The 25,952-nt window shown below is 71.7% G+C and carries 23 protein-coding genes and 1 pseudogene; 11 read left to right on the top strand and 13 right to left on the bottom strand.

The window, feature by feature from the left end; translation table 11 throughout:
• Positions 1-840 carry a formate dehydrogenase accessory sulfurtransferase FdhD gene (gene fdhD / locus ACZ6ZQ_RS01035; RefSeq protein WP_469766427.1) on the top strand — a complete coding sequence of 280 codons (840 nt, stop codon included), beginning with the start codon at positions 1-3 and terminating at the stop codon, positions 838-840.
• Between the two features lie 305 nt (positions 841-1,145).
• On the opposite strand, the pseudogene ACZ6ZQ_RS01030 reads toward fdhD, so the two are convergent.
• From ACZ6ZQ_RS01030 to ACZ6ZQ_RS01010, 5 genes and pseudogenes are all read right to left on the bottom strand, one after another.
• Positions 1,146-2,847, bottom strand: a pseudogene (locus tag ACZ6ZQ_RS01030) (PHP domain-containing protein).
• A 124-nt stretch (positions 2,848-2,971) separates the two neighbouring features.
• Entirely contained in the window at positions 2,972-4,915 is a 1,944-nt protein-coding gene (locus ACZ6ZQ_RS01025) for a LamG-like jellyroll fold domain-containing protein (protein ID WP_469766426.1), read from the bottom strand.
• A 172-nt stretch (positions 4,916-5,087) separates the two neighbouring features.
• A complete protein-coding gene (locus ACZ6ZQ_RS01020; protein ID WP_469766425.1) occupies positions 5,088-5,516 on the bottom strand; it encodes a (2Fe-2S) ferredoxin domain-containing protein in 429 nt (142 codons plus the stop codon).
• Positions 5,513-6,034, bottom strand: coding sequence for an isochorismatase family protein (locus tag ACZ6ZQ_RS01015; RefSeq protein ID WP_469766424.1), 522 nt, complete (start codon positions 6,032-6,034; stop codon positions 5,513-5,515). Before ACZ6ZQ_RS01015 ends, ACZ6ZQ_RS01020 begins: the two co-directional genes overlap by 4 nt.
• A 142-nt stretch (positions 6,035-6,176) precedes the next feature.
• Complete coding sequence (locus ACZ6ZQ_RS01010; RefSeq protein WP_469766423.1) at positions 6,177-7,220, bottom strand: bile acid:sodium symporter family protein; 1,044 nt, start codon at positions 7,218-7,220, stop codon at positions 6,177-6,179.
• Positions 7,221-7,336: 116 nt separating this feature from the next.
• Here ACZ6ZQ_RS01010 and ACZ6ZQ_RS01005 point away from each other — a divergent pair, with 116 nt between their 5' ends.
• The 5 genes from ACZ6ZQ_RS01005 (at position 7,337) to ACZ6ZQ_RS00985 (ending at position 15,262) form a co-directional block, all read left to right on the top strand.
• Positions 7,337-8,224 carry a LysR substrate-binding domain-containing protein gene (locus tag ACZ6ZQ_RS01005; protein ID WP_469766422.1) on the top strand — a complete coding sequence of 296 codons (888 nt, stop codon included), beginning with the start codon at positions 7,337-7,339 and terminating at the stop codon, positions 8,222-8,224.
• A 285-nt stretch (positions 8,225-8,509) separates the two neighbouring features.
• Positions 8,510-10,309 (top strand): AMP-dependent synthetase/ligase, encoded by a 1,800-nt coding sequence (locus tag ACZ6ZQ_RS01000; protein ID WP_469766421.1) that lies wholly within the window; start codon positions 8,510-8,512, stop codon positions 10,307-10,309.
• A 138-nt stretch (positions 10,310-10,447) separates the two neighbouring features.
• Entirely contained in the window at positions 10,448-11,707 is a 1,260-nt protein-coding gene (locus tag ACZ6ZQ_RS00995; protein WP_469766420.1) for an ABC transporter substrate-binding protein, read from the top strand.
• 13 nt (positions 11,708-11,720) lie between these two features.
• Positions 11,721-14,498 (top strand): ABC transporter permease subunit, encoded by a 2,778-nt coding sequence (locus ACZ6ZQ_RS00990; RefSeq protein WP_469766419.1) that lies wholly within the window; start codon positions 11,721-11,723, stop codon positions 14,496-14,498.
• Positions 14,495-15,262, top strand: a complete 768-nt coding sequence (locus ACZ6ZQ_RS00985; protein ID WP_469766418.1) for an ABC transporter ATP-binding protein — start codon at positions 14,495-14,497, stop codon at positions 15,260-15,262. The genes ACZ6ZQ_RS00990 and ACZ6ZQ_RS00985 overlap by 4 nt, the downstream gene beginning before the upstream one ends.
• Here the strand turns inward: ACZ6ZQ_RS00985 and ACZ6ZQ_RS00980 are convergent.
• Entirely contained in the window at positions 15,219-16,073 is an 855-nt protein-coding gene (locus ACZ6ZQ_RS00980) for a helix-turn-helix domain-containing protein (RefSeq protein ID WP_469766417.1), read from the bottom strand. The genes ACZ6ZQ_RS00985 and ACZ6ZQ_RS00980 overlap by 44 nt on opposite strands.
• 100 nt (positions 16,074-16,173) lie before the next feature.
• On the opposite strand from ACZ6ZQ_RS00980, the gene ACZ6ZQ_RS00975 reads away from it, so the two are divergent.
• The gene (locus ACZ6ZQ_RS00975) at positions 16,174-16,776 is read left to right on the top strand and encodes an NADPH-dependent FMN reductase (RefSeq protein ID WP_469766416.1); all 603 of its coding nucleotides are present in this window, start codon (positions 16,174-16,176) and stop codon (positions 16,774-16,776) included.
• Between the two features lie 120 nt (positions 16,777-16,896).
• Here ACZ6ZQ_RS00975 and ACZ6ZQ_RS00970 read toward each other — a convergent pair whose 3' ends face one another.
• The 6 genes from ACZ6ZQ_RS00970 to pqqA form a co-directional block, all read right to left on the bottom strand.
• The gene (locus tag ACZ6ZQ_RS00970; protein WP_469766415.1) at positions 16,897-17,688 is read right to left on the bottom strand and encodes a Tat pathway signal sequence domain protein; all 792 of its coding nucleotides are present in this window, start codon (positions 17,686-17,688) and stop codon (positions 16,897-16,899) included.
• A gap of 143 nt (positions 17,689-17,831) precedes the next feature.
• Positions 17,832-18,968: a pyrroloquinoline quinone biosynthesis protein PqqE gene (gene pqqE / locus ACZ6ZQ_RS00965; protein ID WP_469766414.1), complete on the bottom strand. Its 1,137-nt coding sequence runs from the start codon at positions 18,966-18,968 to the stop codon at positions 17,832-17,834.
• Positions 18,965-19,219, bottom strand: a complete 255-nt coding sequence (gene pqqD, locus ACZ6ZQ_RS00960) for a pyrroloquinoline quinone biosynthesis peptide chaperone PqqD (protein ID WP_469766413.1) — start codon at positions 19,217-19,219, stop codon at positions 18,965-18,967. Before pqqD ends, pqqE begins: the two co-directional genes overlap by 4 nt.
• Positions 19,216-19,899 (bottom strand): pyrroloquinoline-quinone synthase PqqC, encoded by a 684-nt coding sequence (gene pqqC / locus ACZ6ZQ_RS00955; RefSeq protein ID WP_469766412.1) that lies wholly within the window; start codon positions 19,897-19,899, stop codon positions 19,216-19,218. The genes pqqD and pqqC overlap by 4 nt, the downstream gene beginning before the upstream one ends.
• 116 nt (positions 19,900-20,015) lie before the next feature.
• Positions 20,016-20,921 carry a pyrroloquinoline quinone biosynthesis protein PqqB gene (gene pqqB, locus ACZ6ZQ_RS00950; protein ID WP_469766411.1) on the bottom strand — a complete coding sequence of 302 codons (906 nt, stop codon included), beginning with the start codon at positions 20,919-20,921 and terminating at the stop codon, positions 20,016-20,018.
• An 11-nt stretch (positions 20,922-20,932) separates the two neighbouring features.
• On the bottom strand, positions 20,933-21,043 hold the full coding sequence (gene pqqA / locus ACZ6ZQ_RS00945) for a pyrroloquinoline quinone precursor peptide PqqA (protein WP_469766410.1): 111 nt from the start codon (positions 21,041-21,043) through the stop codon (positions 20,933-20,935).
• 256 nt (positions 21,044-21,299) lie between these two features.
• Between pqqA and ACZ6ZQ_RS00940 the strand changes: the two genes are divergently transcribed.
• The 4 genes from ACZ6ZQ_RS00940 (at position 21,300) to ACZ6ZQ_RS00925 (ending at position 24,935) form a co-directional block, all read left to right on the top strand.
• The gene (locus ACZ6ZQ_RS00940) at positions 21,300-22,136 is read left to right on the top strand and encodes an aldo/keto reductase (protein WP_469766409.1); all 837 of its coding nucleotides are present in this window, start codon (positions 21,300-21,302) and stop codon (positions 22,134-22,136) included.
• A 111-nt stretch (positions 22,137-22,247) separates the two neighbouring features.
• Positions 22,248-23,153, top strand: a complete 906-nt coding sequence (locus ACZ6ZQ_RS00935) for a LysR family transcriptional regulator (protein ID WP_469766408.1) — start codon at positions 22,248-22,250, stop codon at positions 23,151-23,153.
• 163 nt (positions 23,154-23,316) lie between these two features.
• A complete protein-coding gene (locus ACZ6ZQ_RS00930; RefSeq protein WP_469766407.1) occupies positions 23,317-23,883 on the top strand; it encodes a cysteine dioxygenase family protein in 567 nt (188 codons plus the stop codon).
• Complete coding sequence (locus tag ACZ6ZQ_RS00925; RefSeq protein ID WP_469766406.1) at positions 23,883-24,935, top strand: YeiH family protein; 1,053 nt, start codon at positions 23,883-23,885, stop codon at positions 24,933-24,935. The genes ACZ6ZQ_RS00930 and ACZ6ZQ_RS00925 overlap by 1 nt, the downstream gene beginning before the upstream one ends.
• Before the next feature lie 125 nt (positions 24,936-25,060).
• On the opposite strand, the gene ACZ6ZQ_RS00920 is transcribed toward ACZ6ZQ_RS00925, so the two are convergent.
• Positions 25,061-25,942, bottom strand: a complete 882-nt coding sequence (locus ACZ6ZQ_RS00920; protein WP_469766405.1) for a class I SAM-dependent methyltransferase — start codon at positions 25,940-25,942, stop codon at positions 25,061-25,063.
• Positions 25,943-25,952 lie beyond the last annotated feature (10 nt).

The following is a 25,952-nucleotide window of genomic DNA, read 5'->3' as shown; positions in this document are numbered from 1 at the left end:
ATGGGACGGGTCACCGAGCGCCGCCGCACCATCCGCGTCCGGAACGGGGCGGTCTCCGCCCGGCCGGACACGCTGGTCGCCGAGGAGCCGCTGGAGATCCGGCTGAACGGACGGCCCCTGGCGATCACCATGCGCACCCCGGGTGACGATTTCGCGCTCGCGGCCGGTTTCCTCGTCAGCGAGGGCGTGATCGGCGCCGCGGCCGAGGTGCGGTCGATCGTGTACTGCGCGGGCGCCAAGGACGACGGCTCGAACACGTACAACGTGGTCGATGTGCAGCTCGCCCCGGGCGTCGAGGTGCCGGACATCACGCTGGAACGGAATGTGTACACGACGTCGTCGTGCGGTCTGTGCGGCAAGGCCAGCCTCGACGCCGTGCGCACCACCACCCGCTTCCCGGTCGCCGACACTCCCCCGGTACGGGTGGAGCCCGCACTGCTGTCCGCCCTCCCCGACCGGCTGCGGGCGGCGCAGCGGGTCTTCGACCGGACCGGGGGGCTGCACGCGGCCGCGCTGTTCTCGGAGGACGGCGAACTGCTCGACGTCCGCGAGGACGTGGGCCGCCACAACGCGGTCGACAAGATCATCGGCCGGGCGCTGCGGGAGGATCTGCTGCCGCTGTCGCGGGCGATCCTGCTGGTGTCGGGGCGGGCGTCGTTCGAGCTGGTGCAGAAAGCGGTGATGGCCGGGATTCCGGTGCTGGCGGCCGTGTCGGCGCCGTCCTCGCTGGCCGTGGATCTGGCCGCGGAGACCGGGCTGACGCTGGTCGGCTTCCTCCGTGGCCCCGACATGAACGTGTACGCGGGCGAGGAGCGCATCGCCCTGCATACGGGGGTGTGACGGGCCCGGCCGGCGGGGAGCGCCCCTGCGCCGGCCGGGTCCTTTCCCGGACCGCCCCGCGACGGTCCAGGGCGTGTTGCGAAAGTAGCGCCGTCCGCCCGGAGGGCGGGGTCCGCGGCGTCTGGTGCGTGCGATCGCAAGGCACAGAGGGCACCTCCCAGGCGCAGCTCTGGGGGAGATCATCCTCGTACTGGACGTACGTGGATGAGTCCGACAACGCAGCGTGGGGGTACCTCCCGTGCCCGAAGGGCTATTGGGTAGTGCGTGCCAGGCGTCGCGGGCCAGGCGGGCCTTCGCAACACGCCCTACCGCACGACGTCGATGAACACCGGATTCGTGTAACACCAGGTGTCCAGCCACGGGTCGCCGTTGCCCGGCTCGTGCGCGATCGGCCCGTGCGGGTCGACCGCCGCGCCGAGGAGACCGGGGCCGTTGCGCTTGCCGTCACTGCCGCGCAGCCGTACGTAGCAGGACTCGTCGATCCGGCCGAGCGGGATGCGCAACGTGTAGCAGCCGCGGCGGCCGGAGACGTCGGCGGTGTGCACGACCCGGGTGTCGGGGGCGCGCCACTCGTCGCGGTCCGCGACCGGGCCGCCGACCGCGCCCCGGATGACGTCGAGATGGGCGAGGCCGGGCACTTCACCGTGGTGGTTCGGGCGGGACGCGGTGGTGACGGTGACGGTCAAGGTCACCTGCTCACCGCGGCGGACCCGCAGCCGGCCGCCGAGCGTGACGCCACGGCCGGTCCCGTACGGGCGGTGGACACGTACCTCGATGCCGTCGACGAGCTGGCCGTGGTCGACCCAGACCCGGCCGGCCCGCAGTCCGGCCATGACGTGGCGGTAGCCGTAGCGGGTCACGCCGACGTGCGTACGGCTGAACTGGCCGGGCCACAGATCGCTGCCGGGCTGCGGCTCGGTGGTGTCGACCGGGTCGGGGAGACGGCCGGTGTTGTCGAAGTTCTGGCCCGGCAGCCAGTCGCCGTTGCGCCAGGTGTCGGACACGACCCGGTGCACGTCCGAGTTGGAGGTGATCGAGAAGAGCTTGCCCTCGGCGAGCATGGCGTCCCAGAGGCCGCCGACGGTGGCGGTCGCCCAGTCGAAGCCGCCGTAGGTCACGTACGCCTCCCGCGGGTAGCCGGGGAAGGAGTTCGCGGAGGGGGCGTTCTCGTACTCGCCGCGGATGCTGTGCGCGCCGCGGCCGGGATGTGCGGCGCCCTGGGCGCCCGGTGCACCCTCCATGCCGATCATGATGCCGGGTGCGGCGTCCCGCCAGGCCCGCAGCTCGTGCGGGGAGTCGATGCCGAGGCGCAGCGGGTGGTTGGCGAGAACGAGGACGTCGTCGACGTATCCGCTGTTGCGCTGCCGGTCGAGCCACTGGAGGGCCTTGACGGCGTGCGCCTCGTTGCGCGGGGTGTCGGGGGTGGCCGGGGGCGCCCGCGGTGTATCCGAGGAGCTTGCCGTCGTACTCCCGCTCGAAGCGGGTGAGCAGGTCGACCTCGTGGCGGCCCGGGGCGGAGAAGACGGTGGCGTGCTCGGCTCCGGGTATGTACCACTCCAGGCCCTGGAAGATCAGCATGCGGCGGTTCTCGGCGCGGGCCCTGAGGATCTCCCGGTGCTCGGCCTCGGCTCCGCCGGCCTGATGGTGGCCGATGTTGCTGTGCTCGGTGAGGACCATCCAGTCGAGGCCGTAGCGGGAGGCCGCGGTGGCGAGCTGGGAGAAGGTGTACTTCGCGTCGTGGCTGTACACCGAGTGGATGTGGTGGTCGCCGACCAGGTACGCGAGGTGCGGGTCGTCCCCGCCGTGGGACGGGTGGTGCGACGGGGTGCGGGCCTCGGCCGGGGTCGGGGCGAGCGCTGCCGCGCCGGTCCAGGCGGCCCCGGCGAAGGCGGCGCCGTACAGTCCGGCGCGGCGCAGGAGGCCACGGCGCGACAGGCTCTGGGGGTCGAGCGACGCGGCGGGGACGTCGGGGTCGGCCCAGCGCGGCAGGGGTTGGGGGCTGTGCATGGCTCGTGCTCCTTGCGAGGGTTCGGCGGCGGTCGGACGTTGACGATCAGGCGAGGGCCGGACGTTGGCAGTCGGACGTTGACGATCAGGCGACAGCCGGACGTTGGCAGTCGGACGTTGGCGGTCAGGCGTTCATGAACGCGCCTACGGGAAGGGCGCGTTCGGTGACACGGACATCGCCGATCCAGCCGCGGTACAGCTGGTCGAGACCGCCGCCGTACTCGTAGCCGCCGAGCAGCCAGGACAGTCCGAGGGTGGTCAGGCCGTTGGTGGCGGTGGCGGGGTTGCGGGCGACCGGGCAGCCGTCGACGTACATCGTGGTGTGGCGGCCGTCGTTGACGACGGCGACGTGCCACCAGGTGTCGAGCGGCAGTTCATGGCCCCAGTTGGTGACGAGGCCCTTCTGGTCGAGGGGGGCGGCGGCCCACTGGAGGGCGTGGCCGTCGGAGAGGGAGAGTGTGACGGCGGGCTCTTCGGGGTCGCCGGTCTTTCCTGCCGCGCCGAGGGTGCCCTGGCGGCTGAGGAGCGCGGACCAGGCGTTGCGGGAGCTGGTCCAGTCGGCGGGGAGCTTGAAGAACGCCTCGATCGTGTAACCGGAGCGGAAGGTTGCCGTGTTGAGCGGGGCGTCCTTCACGGTCTGCAGGAAGGCGCCGCGCAGCGGGGGCCTGCCGCCGTCGAACCAGAGGCTCCCGTGGCCGGGCTGGTCGGGGTGGTGGCCTGCTGACCAGCGCAGGGCGCCCGCGGGGCTGCCGGGGACGGCGGTGCGGATGAGGTCGTTGCCGTGCCCGGACAGGTCGGGGACGCGGAGGGTCTCGTCGGCCGCGGATCCGTCGGGCCGGCCGTTGTCGAAGCGCCAGTACGCGACGGTGCCGGGGATCAGCATCCGGGAGGCGGGGCGGGGGCGGCGCGGGGTGACGGGAGCGAAGCCGACGAACCGCTTCTCGAAGTCGAACGGCACGGAGAAGGAGTTCGCGGCGTCGGTGAGTTCCAGCTCGCGGCGCTCCAGGGCGTTGAGCCGGCCCGACTCCTCCTTGGCGAGGAGCCACGGGGAGAACGTGGAGACGTCGATGGTGTTGCGCGCCAGGTCGAAGCGGTAGAGGCGGATCATCGCGCTGCCGCCGAAGTAACGGTCCTGGTAGTTGGTGATGTGCAGATGGACGTCGTTGCCCGCGGCGTTCTCGCGTACGGTGCGGGCGGCCGGCCAGAAGTGTCCGCCCAGCGCGAGGAAGATCTGGTCGTGGCCGTCGATCAGCTCGTCCCACAGGCGCTGCCCGAACCCCGAAAGCCGGGCCTCGTCCCCTGCGTGGTCGGCGTACACCAGCTCGTGGGTGGTGAGGATGACCGGCGTCTTCGGGTGCTGGGCGATGACGCTCTTCGCCCAGGCGACGCCGGCCGCCGAGGGACGCCAGTCGAGGGCGAGGACCAGCCATTCCCGGCCCGCGGCGCGGAAGCGGTGGTAGGTGTTGTAGCCGTCCGGGGACGCGCCCCCGAAGGTGCGCATACGCCGCAGCCGCTGCGGGCCGAAGGCATCGAGGTACGGGGTACGGCCTCGCTGGTCGTCGGTGCGCGAGTCGATGTCGTGGTTCCCGGCGAGGACGCTGTACCCGGCCCCGCGCCGGTCCAGGATCCGGAACGCGTCGCTGAGCGGGGCGAATTCCTCCGGCCGGCCGTTCTCGGTGAGGTCGCCCAGATGGGACAGGAACACGATGTTCTCGTCGTGGGCGTGGTCGACGACGTATCGCAGCGCCGCCTCGACGGGCTCCTTGTGGATGCTCGCGCCGTCGAAGAGGTACTGGGTGTCGGGCATGACGGCGAGCGTGAAGCGGGGGCTGTCGGGGTCGGACCGCCATCCGGCAACGTTGTCAGACGTCGTCGTGGCTGCCGGGGGCGCTGCGGCTGCCGTGGCCGCTGCGGTGCCCGTGAGCCCCACGGCGGCGGTCGCCGCGCCGACGGCACCGGCCGCCCGCAGTACCGAGCGCCGGCTGGCCCCACTCGCGCCGCCCGCGTCCGGCGCGTCCGATGTGCCTGGCGCGTCCGGCGCGTCCGGCTCAAGAAGCTGACTGGACATCTCTTCTCCCCACCCTTGGCCCACGTGACGCCCCGCACGCTATGTGCGCCTCGCACGTCCCACGCCTCGCATCGGCAACACCGGGAAGAAGACTGCGTGAACGGGTGCGGGGCCCAGGAACTGGGCTCCGAGGGGCAGGGGCCGGCCGGCGGTGGGGCCGGGGTCAGCGGGGTCAGCGAGTTCCGCGGGGGCGTGTGGCGGGTGGCGGGATCAGCTGGAGCGACAGGGTCGGCGAAGGCTCCGCGAGGCCCGGTCCCCCGGCCTCGACCCAGGCGAGGATGTCGTCCGTGGCGTCGTCGTCCAGTACCCAGCCGACCCAGACCGCGCGGGCGCCGCGGGCGCGGGCGGCGGAGGACGGCTGCACCACGACCACATTGGCCTGCCCGCACGGGCCGAGACACTCGCTGGTCCGGACGGCGAACCGGCCGGCCGAGCCCGCCGCGGCCTCGCGCAGCCGGCTGAGCTGGGTCTCGTGGTCGGTGCCCGGGTGCTTGCGGGCATCACCGCAGCAGCAGCCACGGCAGACGACGAGTGTGCACGGGCGGGAGGCGCCGGGGCGTATCCAGGTACGGGTGCCTCCGGCCGTCGCTCCGGCCGTCACTGCGCGGCGCCCAGCGTGATGGCCGAGGCGGCGGCGACCGTGCCGAGGCGCGGGAAGTTCAACTCGACGGCGGCGCGGTGCTCTTCCGCGGTGAGGGCCGCCATGGCGTCCTCGGCGAAGACGAGTTCGTAGCCGAGGTCGGACGCGGCGCGGGCCGTCGACTCGACGCCGAGGTTCGTGGCGATGCCGCCGAACACGACCGTACGGATGGAGCGTCCCGCCAGGATGTCGTGCAGCCCCGTGCCGTGGAAGCCCCCGACGGTGCGCTTGACGACCACGACGTCGTCGGGCGCGGCGAGCGCGGCGACAAGACCACTGCCGGGCGGCTGGGTGGCGGCGCCCGGCCGCTCCGTGCGGATCAGGACGACGGGCGCATCCGCCGCGCGGAAGGCGGCAGCCAGCCGGCCGGCGGTGGCGAGCGCGGCGTCACCGGTCCGGGGTGCGAGCGGGAGCGCGACGATGCGTTCCATCGGATCGACGAGGACGAGCGCGGTGGTGCGGGCATCGAGTGCGGGCATGGGCTCACGCTATCGGCCGATGATCTCGTACCCCTGGTGGGGGCGGGGACGAGACACCTGCGGCGGGGCTGGATTCGCCGGCCCGTCCGGCAATTGAGGAATCGGCCGGAGGCCGTACGGGGTCCGGGGGCGAACCCCCGGATCAGTCGCGCACCGTCGCGCGCGAGCGCGGCCGTGCCGCCGGTTCCGCCGGGCTCGCTGGAACCGGCTGCGAGTCCTTCGCCCGCCGCTTCGCGATGACCGCGCAGACCATCAGCTGCATCTGGTGGAAGAGCATGAGCGGCAGCACGGCGAGGCTCGCCTGGGGACCGAACAGGACGCTCGCCATCGGGAGTCCGGCCGCGAGGCTCTTCTTGGAGCCGGCGAACTGGATCGCGATGCGGTCGGCGCGGCCGAAGCCGAGCCGCTTCGGGCCGTACCAGGTCAGCGTGAGCATCACCGCGAGAAGCACCGCCTCGACGAGGAGCAGCGCACCCAGCCGCACCGGGGTGACCTGGTGCCACACGCCCGCGACCATGCCCTCGCTGAACGCGGTGTAGACGACGAGCAGGATCGAGCCGCGGTCCACGTAGCCGAGAAGCCTCTTGTGGCGGGTGCGGAATCCCCCGGTCCACCGGCGCAGCACCTGCCCCGCCAGGAACGGGACCAGCAGCTGCAGCACGATCTTCACCAGGGAGTCCGCGGAGAAGCCACCCGCGCTCTGCCCGAGGAGCAGCGCCGCGAGCAGCGGGGTGAGGAGGATCCCGGCGAGGCTGGAGAAGGAGCCCGCGCAGATCGCCGCGGGCACATTGCCGCGGGCGATGGAGGTGAAGGCGATCGACGACTGGATGGTCGAGGGCACGAGACACAGGAACAGCAGACCGCTGTGGAGCTGCGGGGTCAGCAGCCAGGGGACGAGCCCTTGCGTCGCGAGCCCGAGCAGCGGGAAGGCGACGAACGTACTGACGAGCACGGTCAGATGCAGCCGCCAGTGCCGAAGTCCGTCCAGCGCGTCCCGGGTCGACAGCCGTGCCCCGTAGAGGAAGAAGAGCAGGCCGACCGCTCCGGTGGCGGCCCCGTCGGTGACCGTGGCGGCCGTGCCCGAGGCGGGGAGGAGTGCGGCGAGGAGCACGGTGGAGAGCAGCACCGCGATGTACGGGTCGACCGGCAGCCAGGACGGCGGTCGTAGGGGGGTGCGGCGACTCATGTGCTCCACTTGCTCTCGGTTCAGATCGTGCCCTCTCCATCGTCCACGCCGTCGAGCCGATCGGGAATCCCGTACACCGCTCTGACTGTCATCACGATCGGCGATAGCCTGGCTTCGTGTACGACCCCGCACAGCTGCGTACCTTCCTCGCCGTCGCCCAGACGCTGAGCTTCACACAGGCCGCCCGCAGGCTCGGCGTACGGCAGTCCACGGTCAGCCAGCATGTGCGGCGCCTGGAGGATGCGGCGGGGCGGCAGCTCTTCACCCGTGACACCCACAGTGTGGAGCTCACCGAGGACGGCGAGGCCATGCTCGGCTTCGCCCGGACGATCCTGGAGGCACACGAGCGTGCGGCGGCCTTCTTCACCGGCACCCGGCTGCGCGGCCGGCTGCGCTTCGGCGCCTCCGAGGACTTCGTGCTCACTCGGCTCCCGGAGATTCTGGAGTCGTTCCGCCGCGAGCATCCCGAGGTCGATCTGGAGCTGACGGTGGAGCTCTCCGGCACCCTGCACGAGCAACTGGAGGCGGGCCGCCTCGACCTCGTCCTCGCCAAGCGCCGGGCCGGCGGGACGCACGGCGAACTGGTCTGGCAGGACGCCCTGACCTGGATCGGCGCGCCTCGGCTGCGCCTCGACCCGGACCGCCCGGTGCCTCTGATCGTCTTCCCGCCGCCCGGCATCACCCGCGCCCGCGCCCTGGAGGTCCTGGAGGCGCACGGCCGCGCGTGGCGCATCGCCTGTACGAGCACGAGCCTGAGCGGTCTGATCGCGGCGGCGCGTGCGGGTCTCGGCGTCATGGCGCACACGCGCGGGCTGATCCCGCCGGGCCTTGCGCCCGTCCCGGCCCGCGCCGGCCTGCCGGAGCTGGGCGGGGTGGACTTCGTCCTGCTGCACGGCCACCGGGCGGGCGCTCCGGTCGGCACCCGGGAGGCGGCGGACGCCCTCGCCGCCACGGTCCTCGCGGGCGGCGACCGGCTGCACCGTCCGTCCGGCGGCCCGCACTGAATCCCGTAAGCACGGCCGTCCGGTCACACCGGCAGGAGGCGTGGGGCAGGGGTGTCTGCCGCGTACAGATTCGGTGCAGATTCCACCGGACGTTACTTACTCTTCGGTCAGGGCTGGTCCCGGGGCCACCCCATGTGGCTGGATGTAGGCGGCTGACCAGCGCCAATGCGATATGTGCCGAGTTGTTGAAGGCCCTCCCGCAGGAAAGCCCCTTGGGGTACCGTCACCGGCGCTGTGCGGAGCGCCACGAGGAGCAGGTCATTGCGTGAGTTCACGGTTCCACCTTTGGCGACGACACCCCCTGTCGGCGGGCTGGCGGATGCCGTGTTCGATCACGCCCAGGCCGATGCGGAGCGGGTCGCGCTCGGCCGCAAGGACGACGAGGGTCAGTGGCGCGATGTGACCTCGGGCGAGTTCCGGGACGAGGTCCTCGCCCTGGCGAAGGGGCTCCTCTCGCAGGGCGTACGGTTCGGCGACCGGGTCGCGATCATGTGCCGTACCCGTTACGAGTGGACGCTCTTCGACTTCGCGCTGTGGACGGTCGGGGCCCAGTCCGTCCCCGTCTACCCCACCTCGTCGGCCGAGCAGGTCTTCTGGATGCTGCACGACGCCGAGGTGTCCGCCTGCATGGTCGAGCACGAGGACCACGCCATGACGATCGGCTCGGTCATCGACCGGCTGCCCCATCTTAAGCGGCTGTGGCAGCTGGACAAGGGGGCCCTCGGCGATCTGCTCGCAGCGGGTGCGCACGTCGACCACGACGTGGTGCACCGGCACCGGCGGGCGGTGACGCCGGAGTCCGTCGCGACGGTGATCTACACGTCGGGGACGACGGGGCGGCCCAAGGGGTGCGTGATCACGCACGCCAACTTCATGTACGAGACCGACACGCTCATCGAGCGCTGGGAGCCGGTCTTCCACTCCAAGCCGGGCGACGAGGCGTCGACGCTGCTCTTCCTGCCGCTCGCGCATGTCTTCGGGCGGATGGTGGAGGTCGCGGCGATCCGCGGGCGCGTCAAGCTGGGCCATCAGCCGGTGCTGCAGGCCAGCGCACTGCTCCCGGATCTTGCGGCGTTCCGGCCGACGTTCATCCTGGCCGTCCCGTACATCTTCGAGAAGGTCTTCAACGCCGCCCGGCGCAAGGCGGAGGCCGAGGGCAAGGCCGGTCCGTTCGACAAGGCCGTCGATGTGGCGGTGCGGTACGCGGAGTCCCTGGAGCACCGGGAGTTCGGGCTGGGTCCGGGCCCGTCGGCGGCTCTGCGACTGCAGCACCAGTTCTTCGAGAAGGTCGTGTACCACAAGGTCCGCGCGGCGATGGGCGGCCGGGTGCGGCACGCGATGTCCGGCGGGTCCGGCATGGACCGCCGGCTCGGCCTCTTCTTCGAGGGCGCGGGCGTGACCGTCTTCGAGGGGTACGGCTTGACGGAGTCGACCGCGGCCGTGACCGCCAACCCGCCGGAGCGCACCAAGTACGGCACGGTCGGGCAGCCCATTCCCGGGACGACCGTCCACATCGCCGAGGACGGCGAGGTGTGGGTCCACGGCGGTCAGGTGTTCTCCGGCTATCTCAACGACCCGAAGTCCACCGACGCCGTGCTGAACGACGGCTGGCTGGCCACCGGCGACCTGGGCTCGCTCGACGAGGAGGGCTATCTGACGATCACCGGGCGGAAGAAGGAGATCCTGGTGACCTCGGGCGGCAAGAGCGTGTCGCCGGTGGGACTCGAGGAGCGGGTACGGGCGCATCCGCTGGTGGCACAGTGCATTGTCGTGGGCAACGACCGGCCGTACATCGCGGCGCTGGTCACGGTGGACCAGGAGGCGGTCGACCACTGGCTGGCGATGCGCGACAAGGCGCCGCTGCGGCCGGCAGAGCTGGTTCGTGACCCGGATCTGGAAATGGAGATCCGGAGGGCGGTGGTGGCCGCCAACACACTGGTGTCGCAGGCCGAATCCATTCGTACGTTCCGGATTCTGGCCCATCCGTTCAGCGAGGAGCACGGGCTGCTGACTCCGTCGCTGAAGCTGAAGCGGAAGGCGATCGAGACGGCGTACGCGACGGAGGTGGACGCGCTGTACCGCTGACAACCCGCACATCCACCGCACTGACGCACCGTCAATTGATGATGCGTCAGTTATTGACGGTCCATCAGGTCGAGCACAGAATCACCGGGGGTTCGGGGTGTCCCCCGACAAGTTTCAGCCTCGACGGAGGGACCTACCGTGTTGCGACCGATCCGCACCATCGCCGCAGCCGCCGCAGCGCTGCTGCTCGCCACCGCCTGCAACTCCGCCTCCTCGTCCGGCGAACCCAGCGGGAAGGGCGCGGCCTCCGCGCGCGGCGTCACGGCCGACTCCATCAAGGTCGGCGGCATCGTCTCCATGACCACCGCCAGCGGGTACAGCAAGAAGGACACCGACCTCGGAGCCAGGGCCCGCTACGACCGCGCCAACGCCGAAGGCGGCGTCAACGGCCGCAGAATCGCATACCTGGGCGCCGAGGACGACGGTCAGGATCCGGCCAGGAACCTCGCCGCCGCCCGGAAACTGGTCCAGCAGGAAGAGGTCTTCGCCGTCGCCCCGATGAGTTCGGTGACCTTCTCCGGCGCCGACTTCCTGGACCAGCAGAGAGTGCCGACCTTCGGCTGGGGGACGCTGCCCTCGTTCTGCGGGCCCGAGCACTTCTACGGCTTCAACGGCTGTCTCGTTCCCATGCCGGGCGGGACCCTCAACCAGACCTGGCCGGAGGGCCTCGGATCGGTCCTCGGCGGCACGAGCGGCAAGTCGGTCGCGCTGATCGCCACCGACAACGACGCGGGCAAGTTCGGTATCCGCACCTTCACTCAGGGCTTCACTGCGGCCGGCTTCCAGGTCTCGTACGCGAAAGCCCTCGTGCCCGCCACGTCGATGCCGAGCGACTGGTCCGCATACACCAAGGAGATCCTGCGGTCGAACGGCGGCAAGGCGCCGGACGCGGTCGTCTCCGTCATGCAGACCCCGTACAACATCGGACTGTTCACCGCCCTGAAGCGGTCGGGCTTCAAGGGGGTCATCTCCGATCCGACCGACTACGACCCGGGGCTGCTGGCCAAGGACGCGACACGGCAGGCGCTCGACGGGGTGCATGTGCTGCTGCAGTTCGAGCCGTTCGAGTCGCCGAGCCCCGCGATGAAGCTGTTCAAGGAGGACATCCGGAAGGCGGCGGGCGGCAAGGACGTCCCGCTCAACATGCACATGATGACGGGCTACATGTCCGCCGACCTGTTCCTCGCGATCGCGGAGAAGGCGGGCAAGGATCTGACCGTCGAGTCCTTCCAGAAGGCGGCGTCCTCCTTCTCCGACACCGGGACGCTGGTCGGCGACCGGGCCGAGCCCAAGGGGCGGAAGGAGAGCTTCGGCTGCGGTGCGCTCGTACAGCTGAGGAACGGGCGGTACGAGGTGTCGTCGCCCTTCAAGTGCTACCCGCCCGTCCCCTTCAAGTGAGGGGTCGTCAGTCGTGGGTGACCTGCTGGGCTTCGTGCTGAGCGGACTGGTCTCGGGTGCGCTGTACGCCCTGCTCGCGACAGGGCTCGTGCTGTCGTACTCCGCGTCCGGCCTGTTCAACTTCGCGCACGGTGCGACCGCGTATCTCTGCGCGCTCGCCTTCTACGAGCTGCACTCCGGATCCGGCTGGCCGGCCGTGCCGACCGCACTGCTGCTGGTGTTCGTGGTGGCCCCCGGGATCGGGTGGGGACTCGACCGGCTCATGTTCCGCGGGCTCGCGCGGGTCGGCGAGACCGCGCAGATCGTCGCGACGATCGGTCTGCTCGTCGCGCTCCCCGCGGCGGGACTGTGGGCGGTGGAGCTGCTCGCTGACGCGGGCGCACCGGTGCTTCCCGCGGAGAACCAGTACGGGCTGCCGGGTGTCGGGCCGAGCCCGGCCGTGTCCTGGCAGCCGGTGGACGGTGTCGGTATCGACTCCGACCAGTTGATCACCTGGGTGGCGACGGCCGTCGCCGCGGTGGGGCTGTGGGTGCTGATGCGGCACACCCGGCTCGGGCTGCGGCTGCGGGCGGCCGTCGACAACCGGGGTCTGGTCGAGCTGCGCGGCATCAGCGCGGACCGGCTGTCGTCGGTCGCGTGGATGCTGTCGTCGGGTCTGGCGGGCCTGGCCGGGGTGCTGGCCACCCCGCTGCTCGGCCTGTCCGCCCACGACTACACGCTCTTCCTCTTCGTCTCGGCGACCGCGGCGGTCCTCGGCCGCTTCGTCTCGGTGCCGCTCGCCTTCGCGGGCGGCCTGGCGCTGGGGGTGCTGCAGAACCTGGTCGCCGGGTACACGTCCTTCGCGGAGGGGATCACGGGGTTCCGGACCGCCGTGCCGTTCCTGATCCTCTTCGCGGGGCTCCTGGTGATGGCGCAGCGGCGCCGGGCGGCCGGGACGGCGGCGGCCGACACCCCGCCCGTCGACTATCTGGCGGGGCGTTCGTGGCGCCGCAGGTGGGGCCCCTGGGCGATCGCCGCTGTCCTGCTGGCCACTGCCTTCTACACGGTGACGACCCCTTTCTGGAGCGGGATCCTCGCGCAGGGGCTGGCGATCTCGCTGGTGTTCCTGTCCTTCACGGTGGTGACCGGGCTCGGGGCGATGGTGTCGCTGGCGCAGGCCACGTTCGTGACGGGCGCGGCGCTGGTGGCGGGACTGCTGATGAGCCGGGGCTGGCCGTTCGTGGCGGCGGCCGCGGTGGGCACCTGCGCGGCGGCGGTCCTCGGGGCGGTGGTGGCGCTTCCTGCCCTGCGCCTGGGCGGCCGCTCCCTGGCGCTGGCCACACTGGCCCTGGCCTTCCTGGCGGACCAGGTGCTGTTCCAGTTCCGCCCGCTGCGCAACGGCGACACCGGGTGGGAGATCCCGCGTCCCGTGTTCGGCCCGGTGGACCTCGGCGACGACCGGGCGATGGGTGTGGCGCTCGTGGTGCTGGTGACGATCGCGGTCGCGGCGCTCGGCGCGCTGCGGACCTCTCCGGCGGGGCGGGCGATGCTGGCGGTCCGCTCCGCCCCGGCGGCGGCACTGGCGTCGGGCGTGTCGGTCGTCCGTACGAAGCTGCTGCTGTTCACGCTGTCGGCGGGGCTGGCGGGGTTCGGCGGCGTGATGTACGCGTCGTTCAACACGCGTATCACGGCGACGGACTTCACCGCGATGACCGGGCTGGTGTGGCTGGCGGTCGTGGTCGCGGCGGGGGTACGGCGGCCGCAGTTCGCGGTGGTGGCGGGGCTGGTGTTCGCGCTGGTGCCGCATCTGATGGCGGAGTACGTGACGGAGTCCTCGCATCTGCCGGTAATCCTGTTCGGGCTCGCGGGTCTGGCTCTGGCGAACGATCCGGACGGGTACTGCGCGGCGATCCCGATGCGGCTGCACGCGCGGCGGGAACGGTTGCGGGGGCGGGTTGTTCCGGAAGTTCCGGAACAGGGGGCGAGCCCGCGGCCCCCGTCGGTACGGGAGGAACAGGTACGGGAGCGGGCGCCCCGTACCAACGGCACCGGCGGCCCCGCGCCGCTCCCCGAGAGCCCGAACCCCACACGGACGGAGACCACCGTCCCCGCCGCACTGGAGTTGCGCGGAGTCCACGCCGGTTACGGCGGAGCGCCCGTCCTGCACGGGGTGGATCTCGCGGTCCGCGGCGGGGAGATACTCGCCGTCCTCGGGCCCAACGGCGCCGGGAAGTCCACCGCCTGCCGCGTCGCCGCCGGAGTGCTCGCCGTGGAGCGCGGGGGCGTGTACCTCGGCGGGCTGGAGGTCAGCCGCGACCGGGCCGTACGGCGGGCACGACGGGGCGTGCTGCTCGCGCCCGAAGGGCGGGGAATCTTCCCGGGGCTGACCATCGAGGAGAACCTGGCGCTGCGGCTGGAGGAGAAGGAGGCGCGGGAAGCTCTCTATGAGCGATTCCCCGGGCTCGCCGCCCGCCGCACCGTGCACGCGGGCTCCCTCTCCGGCGGTGAACAGCAGCTGCTCGCCCTCGCCCCGCTCCTCCGGCACCCGCCCGCCGTGCTCATCGCGGACGAGCCGTCACTCGGTCTCGCCCCGCGCATCGTCGAGGAGGTCTTCCAGCTGCTCACAGAGCTCCGCACGACGGGCACGGCGCTGCTGCTGGTGGAGGAGAAGGCCTCGGAGGTCCTCGGGATCGCCGACACCGTGGCGTACCTCGCGCAGGGCCGGGTCTCCTGGTGCGGCCCGCGTGCCGAAGTGGAGGCGGACCGGCTCACCGAGGCGTACCTGGGGTTCAGGGAAGGGGTCCGGCGATGACGCGGTACGTACTGGAGACAGACGCGATCGGGGTGCGGTTCGGCGGGGTGCGGGCGCTGAACGGCGTGGGCATCGGTCTGCGCGCAGGCGAGATCTGCGGTCTCATCGGGCCCAACGGGGCGGGCAAGACCACCCTGTTCGACGTGCTGTCCGGGATCCGCCGGGCCGACGAGGGCCGGATCGTGCTGGCGGGGGCGGACATCACGCGCCGCTCCCCCGTCTGGCGGGCCCGCCACGGAATGCGCCGCACGTTCCAACGCCAGCAGCTCTTCGGGCAGTTGACCGTCACCGACAACCTCCTCGTCGCTCAGGAGTGGCGGCGCGGTTCAGCACCCGCCCGCCGCGACCGGGCGGCCACCGTGCTGCGCGAGTGCGGCCTCGACGCGTTCGCGCAGACGTACGCCGGCGGGCTTCCCGTCGGCCGGGCCCGCATGGTCGAGCTGGCCCGCGCGCTCGCCGACCCGCCCCGCGTACTGCTCCTCGACGAGCCGGCGTCCGGCATGTCCGCGCCGGAGCGCGCCCAACTGGCCGCCGTGGTACGGCACATGGCCGACGAGGAGGACTGCGCGGTGCTGCTCGTCGAGCACAACGTCGCGTTCGTGATGGAGCTGTGCGCCCGCGTCGTCGTCCTCGATCTGGGCGAGGTGCTCGCCGAGGGCAGCCCGGCCGAGGTGCGGGCCGATCCCACGGTGCGGGACGCCTACCTCGGCACCACGCCCGTCAGCCGGACACCGCCCGCAGCGCCCCCGGCCGCCGGCCGGTGAGGCGGTCCAGCGCCGCCGACGTGGCCTCGTCCGCCGGCAGGTGGACGAGGAGGCGCTGATCGTCGTCGGCGGGCAGTTCGAGCGTTTCGTAGGCGAGGCGCAGCTCGCCGGCCTCCGGGTGGTGCAGCCGCATGATGCCGCTGGACCTGGCGAGGCCGGGCACGGTGTCCAGGCGTCCGGTGAAGTCCGCCCCGGCGGTGACCGTCAGCTCGTCGGCGAGGACCGCGACATGCGGGTCGGCGCGGAACGGCCCCTGCTTGAGAGCGGCCACCTGTTCGTCGGCGGCGTGGTCCCAGTCGGGGAACGCGGTACGTGCCCGCGCGTCGGTGAAGACGTAGCGGGCGAGGTTCGGCGGGTCGCCGTCCAGCAGGCCGATCGGGCCCGCGAGCCGCGCGTACCCGTCCGTCCAGGAGAGGATCTCGCTCAGCCGGTTGAGCAGTACGGCGGGGGCGGGCTCCAGGCGTTCGAGCAGGGCCTGCACGGTGGGCCGGACGGTGCGGGCGGGCAGCGCCCCGCCCATGCAGTTGAAGCCGCCGTCGGCGGCCTTGGTCAACCGGTGCAGATGGATGCGTTCGCTCGGGGGCAGCCGGAGCGCCTCGGCCAGCGCGGACAGCACCTGCGGCGACGGCCGGCGGTCGCGTCCCTGCTCCAGCCGGGTCACGTACTCGACGCTCACACCGGCGAGCATGGCCAGCTCCGCCCTGCGCAGGCCCGGGGTGCGGCGGCGCAGCCCCGTGGGCAGCCCCGCCTCGGCCGGAGTGACGGCTTCCCGGCGGCTGCGCAGAAACAGGCCCAGCTCGTTGTCGCTCACCCTTCGAACGTAACAGCCGGGCCGCCGCGGAGGGTGGCCCTGCCACTACCAGTCCCGGCCCGGCCTTCCTGCCGTCCGCACTGCCCGCCAGGTTGGAGCCATGACCTCACGGACTCTCAACCTCGCAGTGATCATCGGCAGCGTCCGGCAGGGCCGGTTCGGACCCGTCGTCGCGAACTGGTTCACCGAACAGGCCCGGCACCACGGCCGCTTCGCGGTGGACGTCATCGATCTGGCGGACACGGAGCTGCCACTGGAGCTGCCGCCCGTCCCGCCGGCGCTCGAGCCCGGCATGGCCCGCCCCGGCACGATGGCGGAGCTCACCCGGCGGCTCGACGCGGCCGACGCGTTCGTCGTGGTGACGCCCGACTACAACCGCAGTTTCCCGGCGTCCCTCAAGTCCGCGATCGACTGGCACTTCACCCAGTGGCAGGCCAAGCCGGTCGGCTTCGTCGGCTACAGCGGCGCGAGCGGCGGCCTGCTGGCGATCGAGCAGCTGCGGCAGGTCTTCGGCGAGCTGCACGCGCACACCATCCGCGACTATGTCTCGTTCCCCCGCTACTACGAACTGTTCTCCGCCGACGGCACCCTCATCGATCCCGAGGGCCCGAACGGGGCGGCGAAGGTCCTTCTCGACCAGCTCCAGTGGTGGGCGGCGGTCCTGCACGACGCGCGCCGCGACCGCCCCTACACCGCCGCCTGACTCCGCCTGACGCACGCCGCCCGGCACGGAGCGGGACTCCGCGCCGGGCGGCCGCGTACGCGCTACCCGATCGTCACCCGGAAGATCCTGTCCCCCGCTTGTCGGTCCTCTCGGACGGGCTCAGACGAGCTGGTAGGCGCGCAGGCCGGTGAGGAGCAGGTGGCAGTTCTGCAGGGATCCCGAACTGTCGCCGAGAGAGCGGTAGATGCCCCACTTGGGGCGCACCCGGTCCGCGAGGAAGGTGTCGACGCCGGACTTCGACCTGTCGACCACGGTCGTCGAGCCGTTCTTGAGGATCCAGTGGACCGAGCCCGACGTCCCGTTTCCGATCCTGATCCGGAAGTCGACGTCGATCCACTTGTTGTGCAGGGGCTCCAGGTTCGTCCGGCCCACCAGCGTGTCGGAGTCGAAGAGCTTCAGTTCGATCGTCTGGACCCCGCTCACCCGGCGCAGCGACTGCACGACGATCGGAGAGCTGCCCGTGCCGGGCTGCTTCATCTGCATGATGTGGGTGAAGCTCGTGGTCGCCTTCAGGCTGCTGGGGATGTACATCGCGTAGGTGATCCGCCAGGTCTCGCCCTGCAGCCACTTCAGGTACGAGGAGCCGTTGCGGCAGCCGGTGACCTCCTGGCGCTGGCGGTCGGTGCTGGTGTCGCGGTCGACGGTGTGCATGTTGAAGCGCCAGTTGTCGCCCTCGGCGAAGATGTGCGGCTGACCGGCCGTGTGCGAGTCGGCGCGGTCGTCCTCGATCGTCTCGAAGGCCCTCAGTCCGTCGCCGCTCGCGGAGGGCGACCAGCGCAGCTGCCAGGAGGCGGCGGACGCGGCCGGTGCGGCGGGCAGTCCGGCCGCGACGGCGCCGCCGAGGGCTGCGCCCAGTACGGCTCTGCGCGATGTGCCATGTGATGCGGTCATCTCGTACGTCACCTCGCTCGGAGTTGTTCGGTCATGATCAGGAAGGTGCCGAGGACGGGGAGATCGTTCGTCGCCCTCGCGCGGCCGACGGGGTGCGCCGATGGCCCGGTCCCTGGTGTCGCTCGGTTCCGGCTGTCGGCGCTTCATGGTGCTCGATGGCCTTCCTCGCGGTAGACGTACGCGGGAACCGGCTTCTCGTCCGCGCCGCCGCGCGGCGCGTCCACCAGTGCGCGTACGAGTTCGTGGTCGGGCGAGAGCCGGCAGACCGGGTCGGTGCGCGCCGCGTCCCCCGTGAGCGCGTACGCCTGGCAGCGGCAGCCGCCGAAGTCCTTGGTACGCAGCTCACAGGTGCGGCACGGTTCGCTCATCCACTCCTCGCCGCGGTAGAGGTTGAACGCCCGGGACTCGCGCCAGATCCACTCCAGCGTGCTGTCCTTGACGTTCGGTGCGTCGAGGCCGGGCAGCGGGGCCGCGGCCGGGCAGGGGTGGACGGTCCCGTCGGGGGCGACGGTGAGCGAGACAGCACCCCAGCCGCCCATACAGGGCTTGGCCGTGCCGTCCACGTAGTCGGGCACGACCCAGACGAGGTCCATGCGCCCGTCGAGCCGGGCCCGCCAGGACTCGACGGAGCGCCGGGCCCGCGCGACCTGCTCGCGGCCGGGCAGCAGGGTGTCGCGATTGACCAGGGCCCAGCCGTAGAACTGGGTGTTGGCCAGCTCGATCCGGTCGGCGCCCCAGGCGAGGCCCAGTTCGACGATGTCGTCCAGTGCGTCGAGGTTGGCCCGGTGCAGTACGACATTGAGCCCGAGGGGCAGTCCCGCTTCCCGTACGAGCCGGGCCGCCCGTTCCTTTGCCGCGAACGAGCGGGCGCCCGCGACGAGTTCGGAGGCGACGGCGTCCGCGTGCTGGACGGAGAGCTGGACACTGCGCAGGCCGGCCTCGGTCAGCGCCGTGAGCCGCTTCTCGTGGAGGCCGACGCCGCTCGTCACCAGTTGGGTGTGGATGCCGTACGCGTCGGCCGCCGCGACGATCTCGGTGAGGTCGCGGCGCAGCAGGGGCTCGCCGCCGGACACATGCATCTGGACGACTCCCAGGCCGGAGGCCTGCCGCAGCACGTCGGTCCACTGCCGCGTGGTCAGCTCCGCTGACCGACCGACCAGTTCGACGGGGTTGGAGCAGTACGCGCAGCGCAGTGGACAGCCGTGGGTGAGTTCGGCCAGCAGCGCCCACGGGGGCTCGACGGGGGGCGGTTCGGTGGTGGACGGTCCGGCAGTGGTCATCGCAGCCACCCCTCCTCCTTCAGCCGGTGGAGGAACGCGGGGACCTCGGCGGCGACCGGCGCACCCGGATGGCGTGCGGCGAGCTCCGCGACGATCGCGTCGACGTCGTGCTCGCCGTCGCAGAGCCGCACGATGGAGCCCGCGTTGCCCTTGAGGACGACGACGCGCTCCGGCAGGACCAGGAGATCCGTCGTGCGCACCGGGTCGTGGCGGAGCATCACCGACCGCGACAGCACCGGTTTCCATGTCATGTCCGCTCCCCCTGCTCCTCCGGTTCCTCCGGCTTCCCCGGCTCCGCCGCGCCCTCGATCGCGTCCAGCAGCGACCACAGCACGTCGCACTTGAAGCCGAGCGCCGCGACCGCCGCCTCCTGCTGCTCGCGCGTGCGCGCCCACTCGAGAACCAGGCCGAGCGCCTCCTCGCTGTCGCGGCCGCCCTGGCCGATGCGGTCGCGGAAATAGGTGAGCCCGTCCGCCTCGATCCAGCGGTAGTGGCGTTCGAAGGCGGCGATGCGGGTGCGCATGATGCCAGGTGCGGAGAGTTCGGTGAGCGAGGCGGCGACGGCCTCGAGCGGGCCGCGCAGCCGGCAGAAGTTGACGTACCCGTCGACCGCGAGCCGGACGCCGGGCAGGACTTCGGCCCCTGACCACAGCCGGGCGCGGTCGATTGCGGCGGCCTCGCCGAGCCGCAGCCAGCGTTCGATGCCACCGTCGCCGTCCTTCGCCCCGTCGTGGTCCTGGATCCGGCGCAGCCAGGCACGGCGCAGCGCCGGGTCGTCGAACTTGGCGAGGATCAGCGCGTCCTTGACGGGGATGTGGCGCTGGTAGTGGAAGCGGTTGACGATCCACCGACGCAGTTCGGCGGGGGTGAGGCTGCCTTCGTGCATCCGTACGTTGAAGGGGTGGCGGTCGTGGTAGCGCTCGGCGGCCACGGCGCGCAGCCGCGCCGTGAGCTCGTCCCGGCTCCAGATGCCTGTGCCCGCTCCTGAGGTGCGCGTACTCGGTCCTGTACTCGGTCCTGTACTCGTTCCAGCGTTCGTTGCCGTACTCACAGCTCGATCACCATCCGGTCGGCGGCGACGTCGAGGCCCCAGCCGGAGAGCAGCGCGTGCTGTGCGGCATCCGGGTCCCCGAGGGGGTTGGTGTTGTTCAGGTGGGTGTAGAGGCAGCGGGCGCGCAGCCCGGTGAGCCGCCGGGCGGTGCCGTTCGGGCCGCTGATGGGGAGATGTCCCATGCCCGTGGCCGACTTCGCGGAGATCCCGGTGCGTACGGGTTCGTCGTCGTCCCAGAAGGTGCCGTCGAGGATGACGCAGTCGGCGTCCTCGACGGCGTTCTGGAGGCCGTCGGTCCAGCGGGCGAGGGCGGGGGCGTAGACCAGGCTCCTGCCGGTCGTCGTCTCACGCAGCCGTAGGGCGACGACCCAGTCGGGGTCCTCCGGTTGGCGGGCGTCCTCGGTGGCGGCGTACCGGGGCCGTTTCGCCGAGACGGGCACGGCGTCGATCTCGACCGTGCCGCCCTTGACGAGCGGCTGTGGATCCGCCCCCAGGTCCCGCCATCCGAGCCGGGTGTAGGGGTCGAGGATGTCGCCGAGCCGCAGCCGCCCGAGGAGGGCTTCGCGTACGGGCGCGGTGGCGAGGATCTCGAAGCCGTCGGCCTCGCGCAGCCTGGCCATGCCGAGGGTGTGGTCGAGTTCGGCGTCGGTGAGGACGATCCCGGCCACCGGTGTGTCGCGCGGTCCGGGTCCGGGCCGCAGTGCGGGGGCGTCCTCGATCTGGTCACCGATGTCGGGGGTGGCGTTGACGAGGTACCAGCGCCCCTCGTCCGCGCGCAGGGCGAGTGAGGCGTGACGGCGGCGCCGGTGCGGGTGTGCGCGTGCCCCGGCACAGCCGGGACACGCGCAGTTCCACTGGGGCAGCCCGCCGCCCGCCGCGGTGCCGAGCACCTGCAGCAGCATGGCGGCGGGGACTACCGGTCGGTGAGGGCGTAGGCGGTGACCTCGAGCGCGGTGTCGACGACCACGTACTCGGGGGTCTGCCAGACGGCCGCCTCCTCCGATGTTTCCTGTGTCTCCTTCATTTCTGTACCTGCCTTCCTGAGAGGTGGGGGTTCAGGAGCTGCCCAAGGGGCGGGCGTGGTGGGACAGGACCCGGCGTTCACATGGATGTACCACGTTCAGCGATGTGCAATAGAGTTGCGCCACGGCGGGTCGCGGTCAATGGTTCCGACCAATAAGGTCGGGGCTGTATCGGCCAACTTCCCGGACGGGAATGCCCCCGCCGGAGTGCTCGTTGACCATGGGAGCACCACCCGACGACGTAAGGATCGACCGCTCGTGAGCAAGGTCCCCTCCATCTTCCTCAACAACGGCGTCTCCATGCCGCAGCTCGGCTTCGGCGTGTGGCAGGTGCCGGACAACGAGGCGGCGAAGGCCGTCGGTACGGCCCTGGAGGCCGGTTACCGCGGCATCGACACAGCAGCCGTATACGAGAACGAGAAGGGCACGGGCCAGGCCGTCGCCGCCTGCGGGATCCCTCGCGAGGAGCTCTTCGTCACCACCAAGCTCTGGAACGCCGATCAGGGCTACGACTCGACGCTCCGCGCGTTCGACGCCTCCCTCACCAGGCTGGGCCTCGACTACGTCGACCTGTACCTGATCCACTGGCCGCTGCCGGCCAAGGACGCGTACGTGGACACGTACAAGGCCTTCGAGGCGATCCTGTCCGACGGCCGCGCCAAGGCGATCGGCGTCTCCAACTTCCTTCCCGCGCACCTGGAGCGGCTGCTGGGCGAGACCTCGGTCGTGCCCGCGGTGAACCAGATCGAGCTCCACCCGCAGCTCCAGCAGGCCGAGTCGCGGGCGTTCCACGCCAAGCACGGCATCGCCACCGAGGCCTGGTCCCCGCTGGGCCAGGGGCGGGGCCTGCTGGAGGTCCCGACGATCGTCGCGATCGCGCAGAAGCACGGGAAGACCCCGGCGCAGGTCGTGCTCCGCTGGCATCTGCAGCTGGGCAACATCGTGATCCCCAAGTCGGTGACCCCGTCCCGGATCCGGGAGAACATCGAAGTGTTCGGCTTCGAGCTGGACGCCGACGATCTGGCGGCGTTCGGCGCCCTGGACGAGGGCCGGCGGCTCGGCCCGGACCCGGCGACGTTCTCCATGGGTGCCTGAGCTGCCGCTCGGCGGGCGACGCTGGTTTGAAGCCACTCCCTGGCCGATGTCGGCTCAAAAGCGGCGCCCGCACATTCTTCTGTGCTCCCAATTTCTGCTTATGCTTTTGCTGTGTTCGACTCCCGGTACATCAAGACCTTTCACGAGGTTGTCAGGACCGGTTCCTACTCGGCCGCCGCACGCGCGCTGGGCTACACCCAGCCGGCCGTCAGCCAGCAGATGAAGGCGCTGGAGCGGGATGTCGGCACACCTCTGTTCACCCGGGTCGGGCGGGGCATCCGGCTCACCGAAGCCGGGGAGGCGCTGACCCGGCACGCCGGGACGATCCTGGACAGCCTGACGGTGGCTCAGCAGCAGATCGACGGCATCGCGAGATTGCGTTCCGGGCGGGTGCGGGTGTGCGCGTTCCCCAGCGCCGGGGCGACCATCATTCCCGAGGCCATGGCCCGGCTTGCTGCCGAGCACCCCGGCATCAGGGTGGAGTTGGTGGAGAGCGAACCACCCGAATCAGTGCGGCTCGTGGCCCAGGGCGCCTGCGACATCACCCTGGCCTTCCGCTATCCGGGCCAGTCGGCGGAGATTCCGGATGAACTGTCGGAGATCCGGCTGCTGGAGGACCCGCTGACCGTGCTGCTCCCCACCGGGCATCCGCTGGCCCGGCGCCGCGCCGTACGTCTGGCCGATCTTGCGCACGAGAAGTGGATCGCGGGCTGTCTGCGCTGTCGTGCCAACTTCCTGCACGCCTGCGCCGAGGAAGGGTTCTCGCCCGATGTCGCGTGCACGACGGACGACAATCTGGTGATGCAGAGCCTGGTCGCGGCCGGGGTCGGAATCGCCATGGTGCCGGCGCTGGTGCTGTCGTTCCTCTGCCACCAGAAGGTCACGGGCCGGATCCTGGAACCGCACACCCGCCGTCAGGTCTATGCGTATGTGCTCCGCGACCACCGGCGGATCCCCGCGACCGCCCTCGTGCTGGACCAGCTCGTGGCGGTGGCCGAGCGGAAGCTCGGCTGCTGAGCGCTCGACTGCTGAGGGAAAGCCCGGCCGCTGAGGGGAAGTCCGGCCGCTGAGCCGGCCGTCTGCGCCCCACGGTCTCGCATCCCACCCATAAGCGCTTGTTGGATACCCGGCAAGCATTCCTCCTTGGACGCGTGTCAGCGGGCGGGCAGACGCTGCCTGCATGACGCCTCCGAACGCGGCCACGACCACCGCTCCCCGGGCCACCGCACGCCTGCGCGCCCTCGTCGCGGAGATACGCGAGACCGTGGACCGCGGGCTGCCACCGGAGCCCACGGCGCGGCTCGTGGCGGAACGGCTCGTCCCGCACCTGGGCATGGCCGACCTGCTCACCGCCGAGCAGTGCGAGGGCGACCCCGAGTGCTACCGCCAGCATGTGCTGCACGCCGAGCACGACGGCAGCTTCTCCGTCGTGGCCCTGGTCTGGCTGCCCGGGCAGGTCACACCGATCCACGACCACGTCTCCTGGTGTGTGACCGGCGTTCATGAGGGCGAGGAGCACGAGCGCCGCTATCAGTTGGTCCCGCACGGCGACACGGCCCGGCTGATCGCCACCCAGGACGTGGTGAACCCGCGCGGCGCGGTCTCCGCCTTCGCCCCGCCCGGCGACATCCACCTCGTGCGCAACGCCGGAACCTGCACGGCCCTGTCCCTCCATGTGTACGGCGCCGACGTCTCCCGTCTGGGCACCAGCATCCGGCGCGTCTACCGCCTGCCGGCCGACCTCTGATGGCCCTCGCCGGTTCACGCGCGCACGGCATCGCGGCCCGCGGCAAGGCCGCAGGGTCAACCGGGGCCACCGGCCCCGGTCCGGGGCTCGTGCTGGCGGCCGCCGGTGTGGGCGCGGCATGGCTGGTGCACTCCGTACTGCCCGCCGTACCGATGCTCACCGCCGCCGTCGTGCTCGGCATCGCCGCCGCGCACAGCCCCTGGCTGCGCACCCGCGTGCACGGCCGGTGCCGTACGGGCCTCACACTGGCCGCGAAGCGGCTGATGCGCGTCGGAGTCGTGCTGCTCGGTCTCCGGCTGAGCATGGCGGACGTCCTGGGTCTGGGCTGGGCGACGGTGGGCATGGTGCTCGCCGTGGTGGCCGCCACGTTCTGGGGCACCTGGTGGCTGGGGCGCCGGCTCGGGCTGCCCGGTGATCAGCCGCTGCTGATCGCCACCGGCTACTCCATCTGCGGTGCCTCCGCGATCGGCGCGGTGAGCGCCGTGCGCGATAGCGACGACGAGGACGCCGTCACGTCGGTCGCTCTGGTGACCTTGTGCGGCACCCTCGCCATCGCCGTACTCCCGCTGCTGCACGGCCCGTTGGGGCTGACCGACGCGGAGTTCGGACGCTGGGTGGGGGCGGGCGTGCATGATGTGGGGCAGGTGGTGGCCACCGCCCAGACCGCCGGAAGCGGTGCGCTGGGCGAGGCGGTCCTGGTCAAACTCATGCGGGTGGCACTGCTGGCCCCGCTGGTCGCGGGCTTCGTGGTCGCCGCCAGACGCCGGGGCCGAGGTGCCCCCGCCGCCGGACGTCCCCCGCTGGTACCGCTCTTCGTCCTCGGGTTCCTCGCCATGGTGGCGCTGCGCACGACGGGCCTGCTGCCCGCACCCGTCCTGACCGTCGCCGGCACGGCACAGGAACTGCTGCTCGCCGCAGCGCTCTTCGGCCTGGGCAGCGCGGTGCATCTGCCGTCCCTCACCCGCACCGGTGTACGGGTCGCCGCCGTCGGGCTGACGGCCTGGGTGCTGATCGCCACGGCGTCCTACGCGGGCGTACTGCTGACGACGTAGGTCAGCAGCGCGCCCCGAGGCTCTGGGCCACCCGGACAGGACCTGGGCCGTGCGTTCGAAGTCCCGCCTGCCCGGCGGCGCCTGGCACGCCCTCCGGGCGGACGACGCTACTTCGAGGACACTCCCTACCCGCGGATGGCCGTGTGCACCGTACGGGCCGCCAGCAGGAAACAGTCCGGGCGGCGCAGCAGCCCCTCCTTGTCGTCCGGGTCCAGCAGTCGGTCCATCACGGCGGCGTCCTCGGCGTCCAGCCACTTCTCCAGCGCGTGGCGCTGCCAGGTGAGCGTGGAGACCAGGTGTTCGCGGACGGCATCGGTCACCGGCGCCGGGATGTCCAGGAGGAAGGTGCGGGTGACGGTGGGGGTGAGACCGGCGGCGGCGAGCAGGGCGCGCCAGTCCTCGATCTCCGCCCTGCTGTCCGGCAGCCCCGTGCGCATCTCCTCGTACCAGGCGCTGCTGGCCGCGTCGATACGGGCTTCCAGTCCGGGGCGGCCGATGCCGATGTCGCGGGGCAGATGACGAGGCTGCAGTCCGCCCTCGACGAGGGCGAGCAGTCCGCCGGGGCGCAGCAGACGCGCGAAGCCGGTGAGGGCGGCACGCTGATCACCAAGATGGTGCAGCGAGTTACCCGCCCAGACGAGATCCGCCTCCCCCAGCTCTTCCGTACCGCCGGGGAGTTCGGCACAGAGGGTACGGACGCGGTCGCCGAGGCCGGTGCGCTCGGCACGGGCCCGGGCCAGCTCGAGGAGCGCGGGCGTGGAGTCCACGGCCACGACCTCCGCGTAAGGGAACATCTCGGCGAGCAGGCAGGTGATCACGCCCGGCCCGCTGCCGATGTCGAGTATGCGGCGTACCGCTGCGGCAGGGAGCTGCTCCCGGACCCAGGCCGCGGCCTCGGTGTACAGCGGGCGTTGCAGCTCGGCGCCGTGTTCGAGGAGCGGGACGAATGCGTCCCATTCGATGTCGGTGGTGTCGGTGCCGTCGTGACGGTGCTGGTGTGGGCTCATGGCGTCAGGG

This window comes from Streptomyces sp. NPDC053673 (assembly GCF_055585225.1).
Note: the sequence above shows the minus strand (reverse complement) of the source record. Positions and strands in the feature narration are given on the sequence as shown.

Coding starts and splice junctions, on each gene's coding strand:
- ACZ6ZQ_RS00985 (WP_469766418.1), top strand. CDS start 14,495: ATGACGCGGTACGTACTGGAGACAGACGCGATCGGGGTGCGGTTCGGC.
- pqqD (WP_469766413.1), bottom strand. CDS start 19,219: ATGACATGGAAACCGGTGCTGTCGCGGTCGGTGATGCTCCGCCACGAC.
- ACZ6ZQ_RS00975 (WP_469766416.1), top strand. CDS start 16,174: ATGACCTCACGGACTCTCAACCTCGCAGTGATCATCGGCAGCGTCCGG.
- ACZ6ZQ_RS00920 (WP_469766405.1), bottom strand. CDS start 25,942: ATGAGCCCACACCAGCACCGTCACGACGGCACCGACACCACCGACATC.
- ACZ6ZQ_RS01015 (WP_469766424.1), bottom strand. CDS start 6,034: ATGCCCGCACTCGATGCCCGCACCACCGCGCTCGTCCTCGTCGATCCG.
- ACZ6ZQ_RS00925 (WP_469766406.1), top strand. CDS start 23,883: ATGGCCCTCGCCGGTTCACGCGCGCACGGCATCGCGGCCCGCGGCAAG.
- pqqA (WP_469766410.1), bottom strand. CDS start 21,043: ATGAAGGAGACACAGGAAACATCGGAGGAGGCGGCCGTCTGGCAGACC.
- fdhD (WP_469766427.1), top strand. CDS start 1: ATGGGACGGGTCACCGAGCGCCGCCGCACCATCCGCGTCCGGAACGGG.
- pqqB (WP_469766411.1), bottom strand. CDS start 20,921: ATGCTGCTGCAGGTGCTCGGCACCGCGGCGGGCGGCGGGCTGCCCCAG.
- ACZ6ZQ_RS01025 (WP_469766426.1), bottom strand. CDS start 4,915: ATGTCCAGTCAGCTTCTTGAGCCGGACGCGCCGGACGCGCCAGGCACA.
- ACZ6ZQ_RS00970 (WP_469766415.1), bottom strand. CDS start 17,688: ATGACCGCATCACATGGCACATCGCGCAGAGCCGTACTGGGCGCAGCC.
- pqqE (WP_469766414.1), bottom strand. CDS start 18,968: ATGACCACTGCCGGACCGTCCACCACCGAACCGCCCCCCGTCGAGCCC.
- ACZ6ZQ_RS01010 (WP_469766423.1), bottom strand. CDS start 7,220: ATGAGTCGCCGCACCCCCCTACGACCGCCGTCCTGGCTGCCGGTCGAC.
- ACZ6ZQ_RS00930 (WP_469766407.1), top strand. CDS start 23,317: ATGACGCCTCCGAACGCGGCCACGACCACCGCTCCCCGGGCCACCGCA.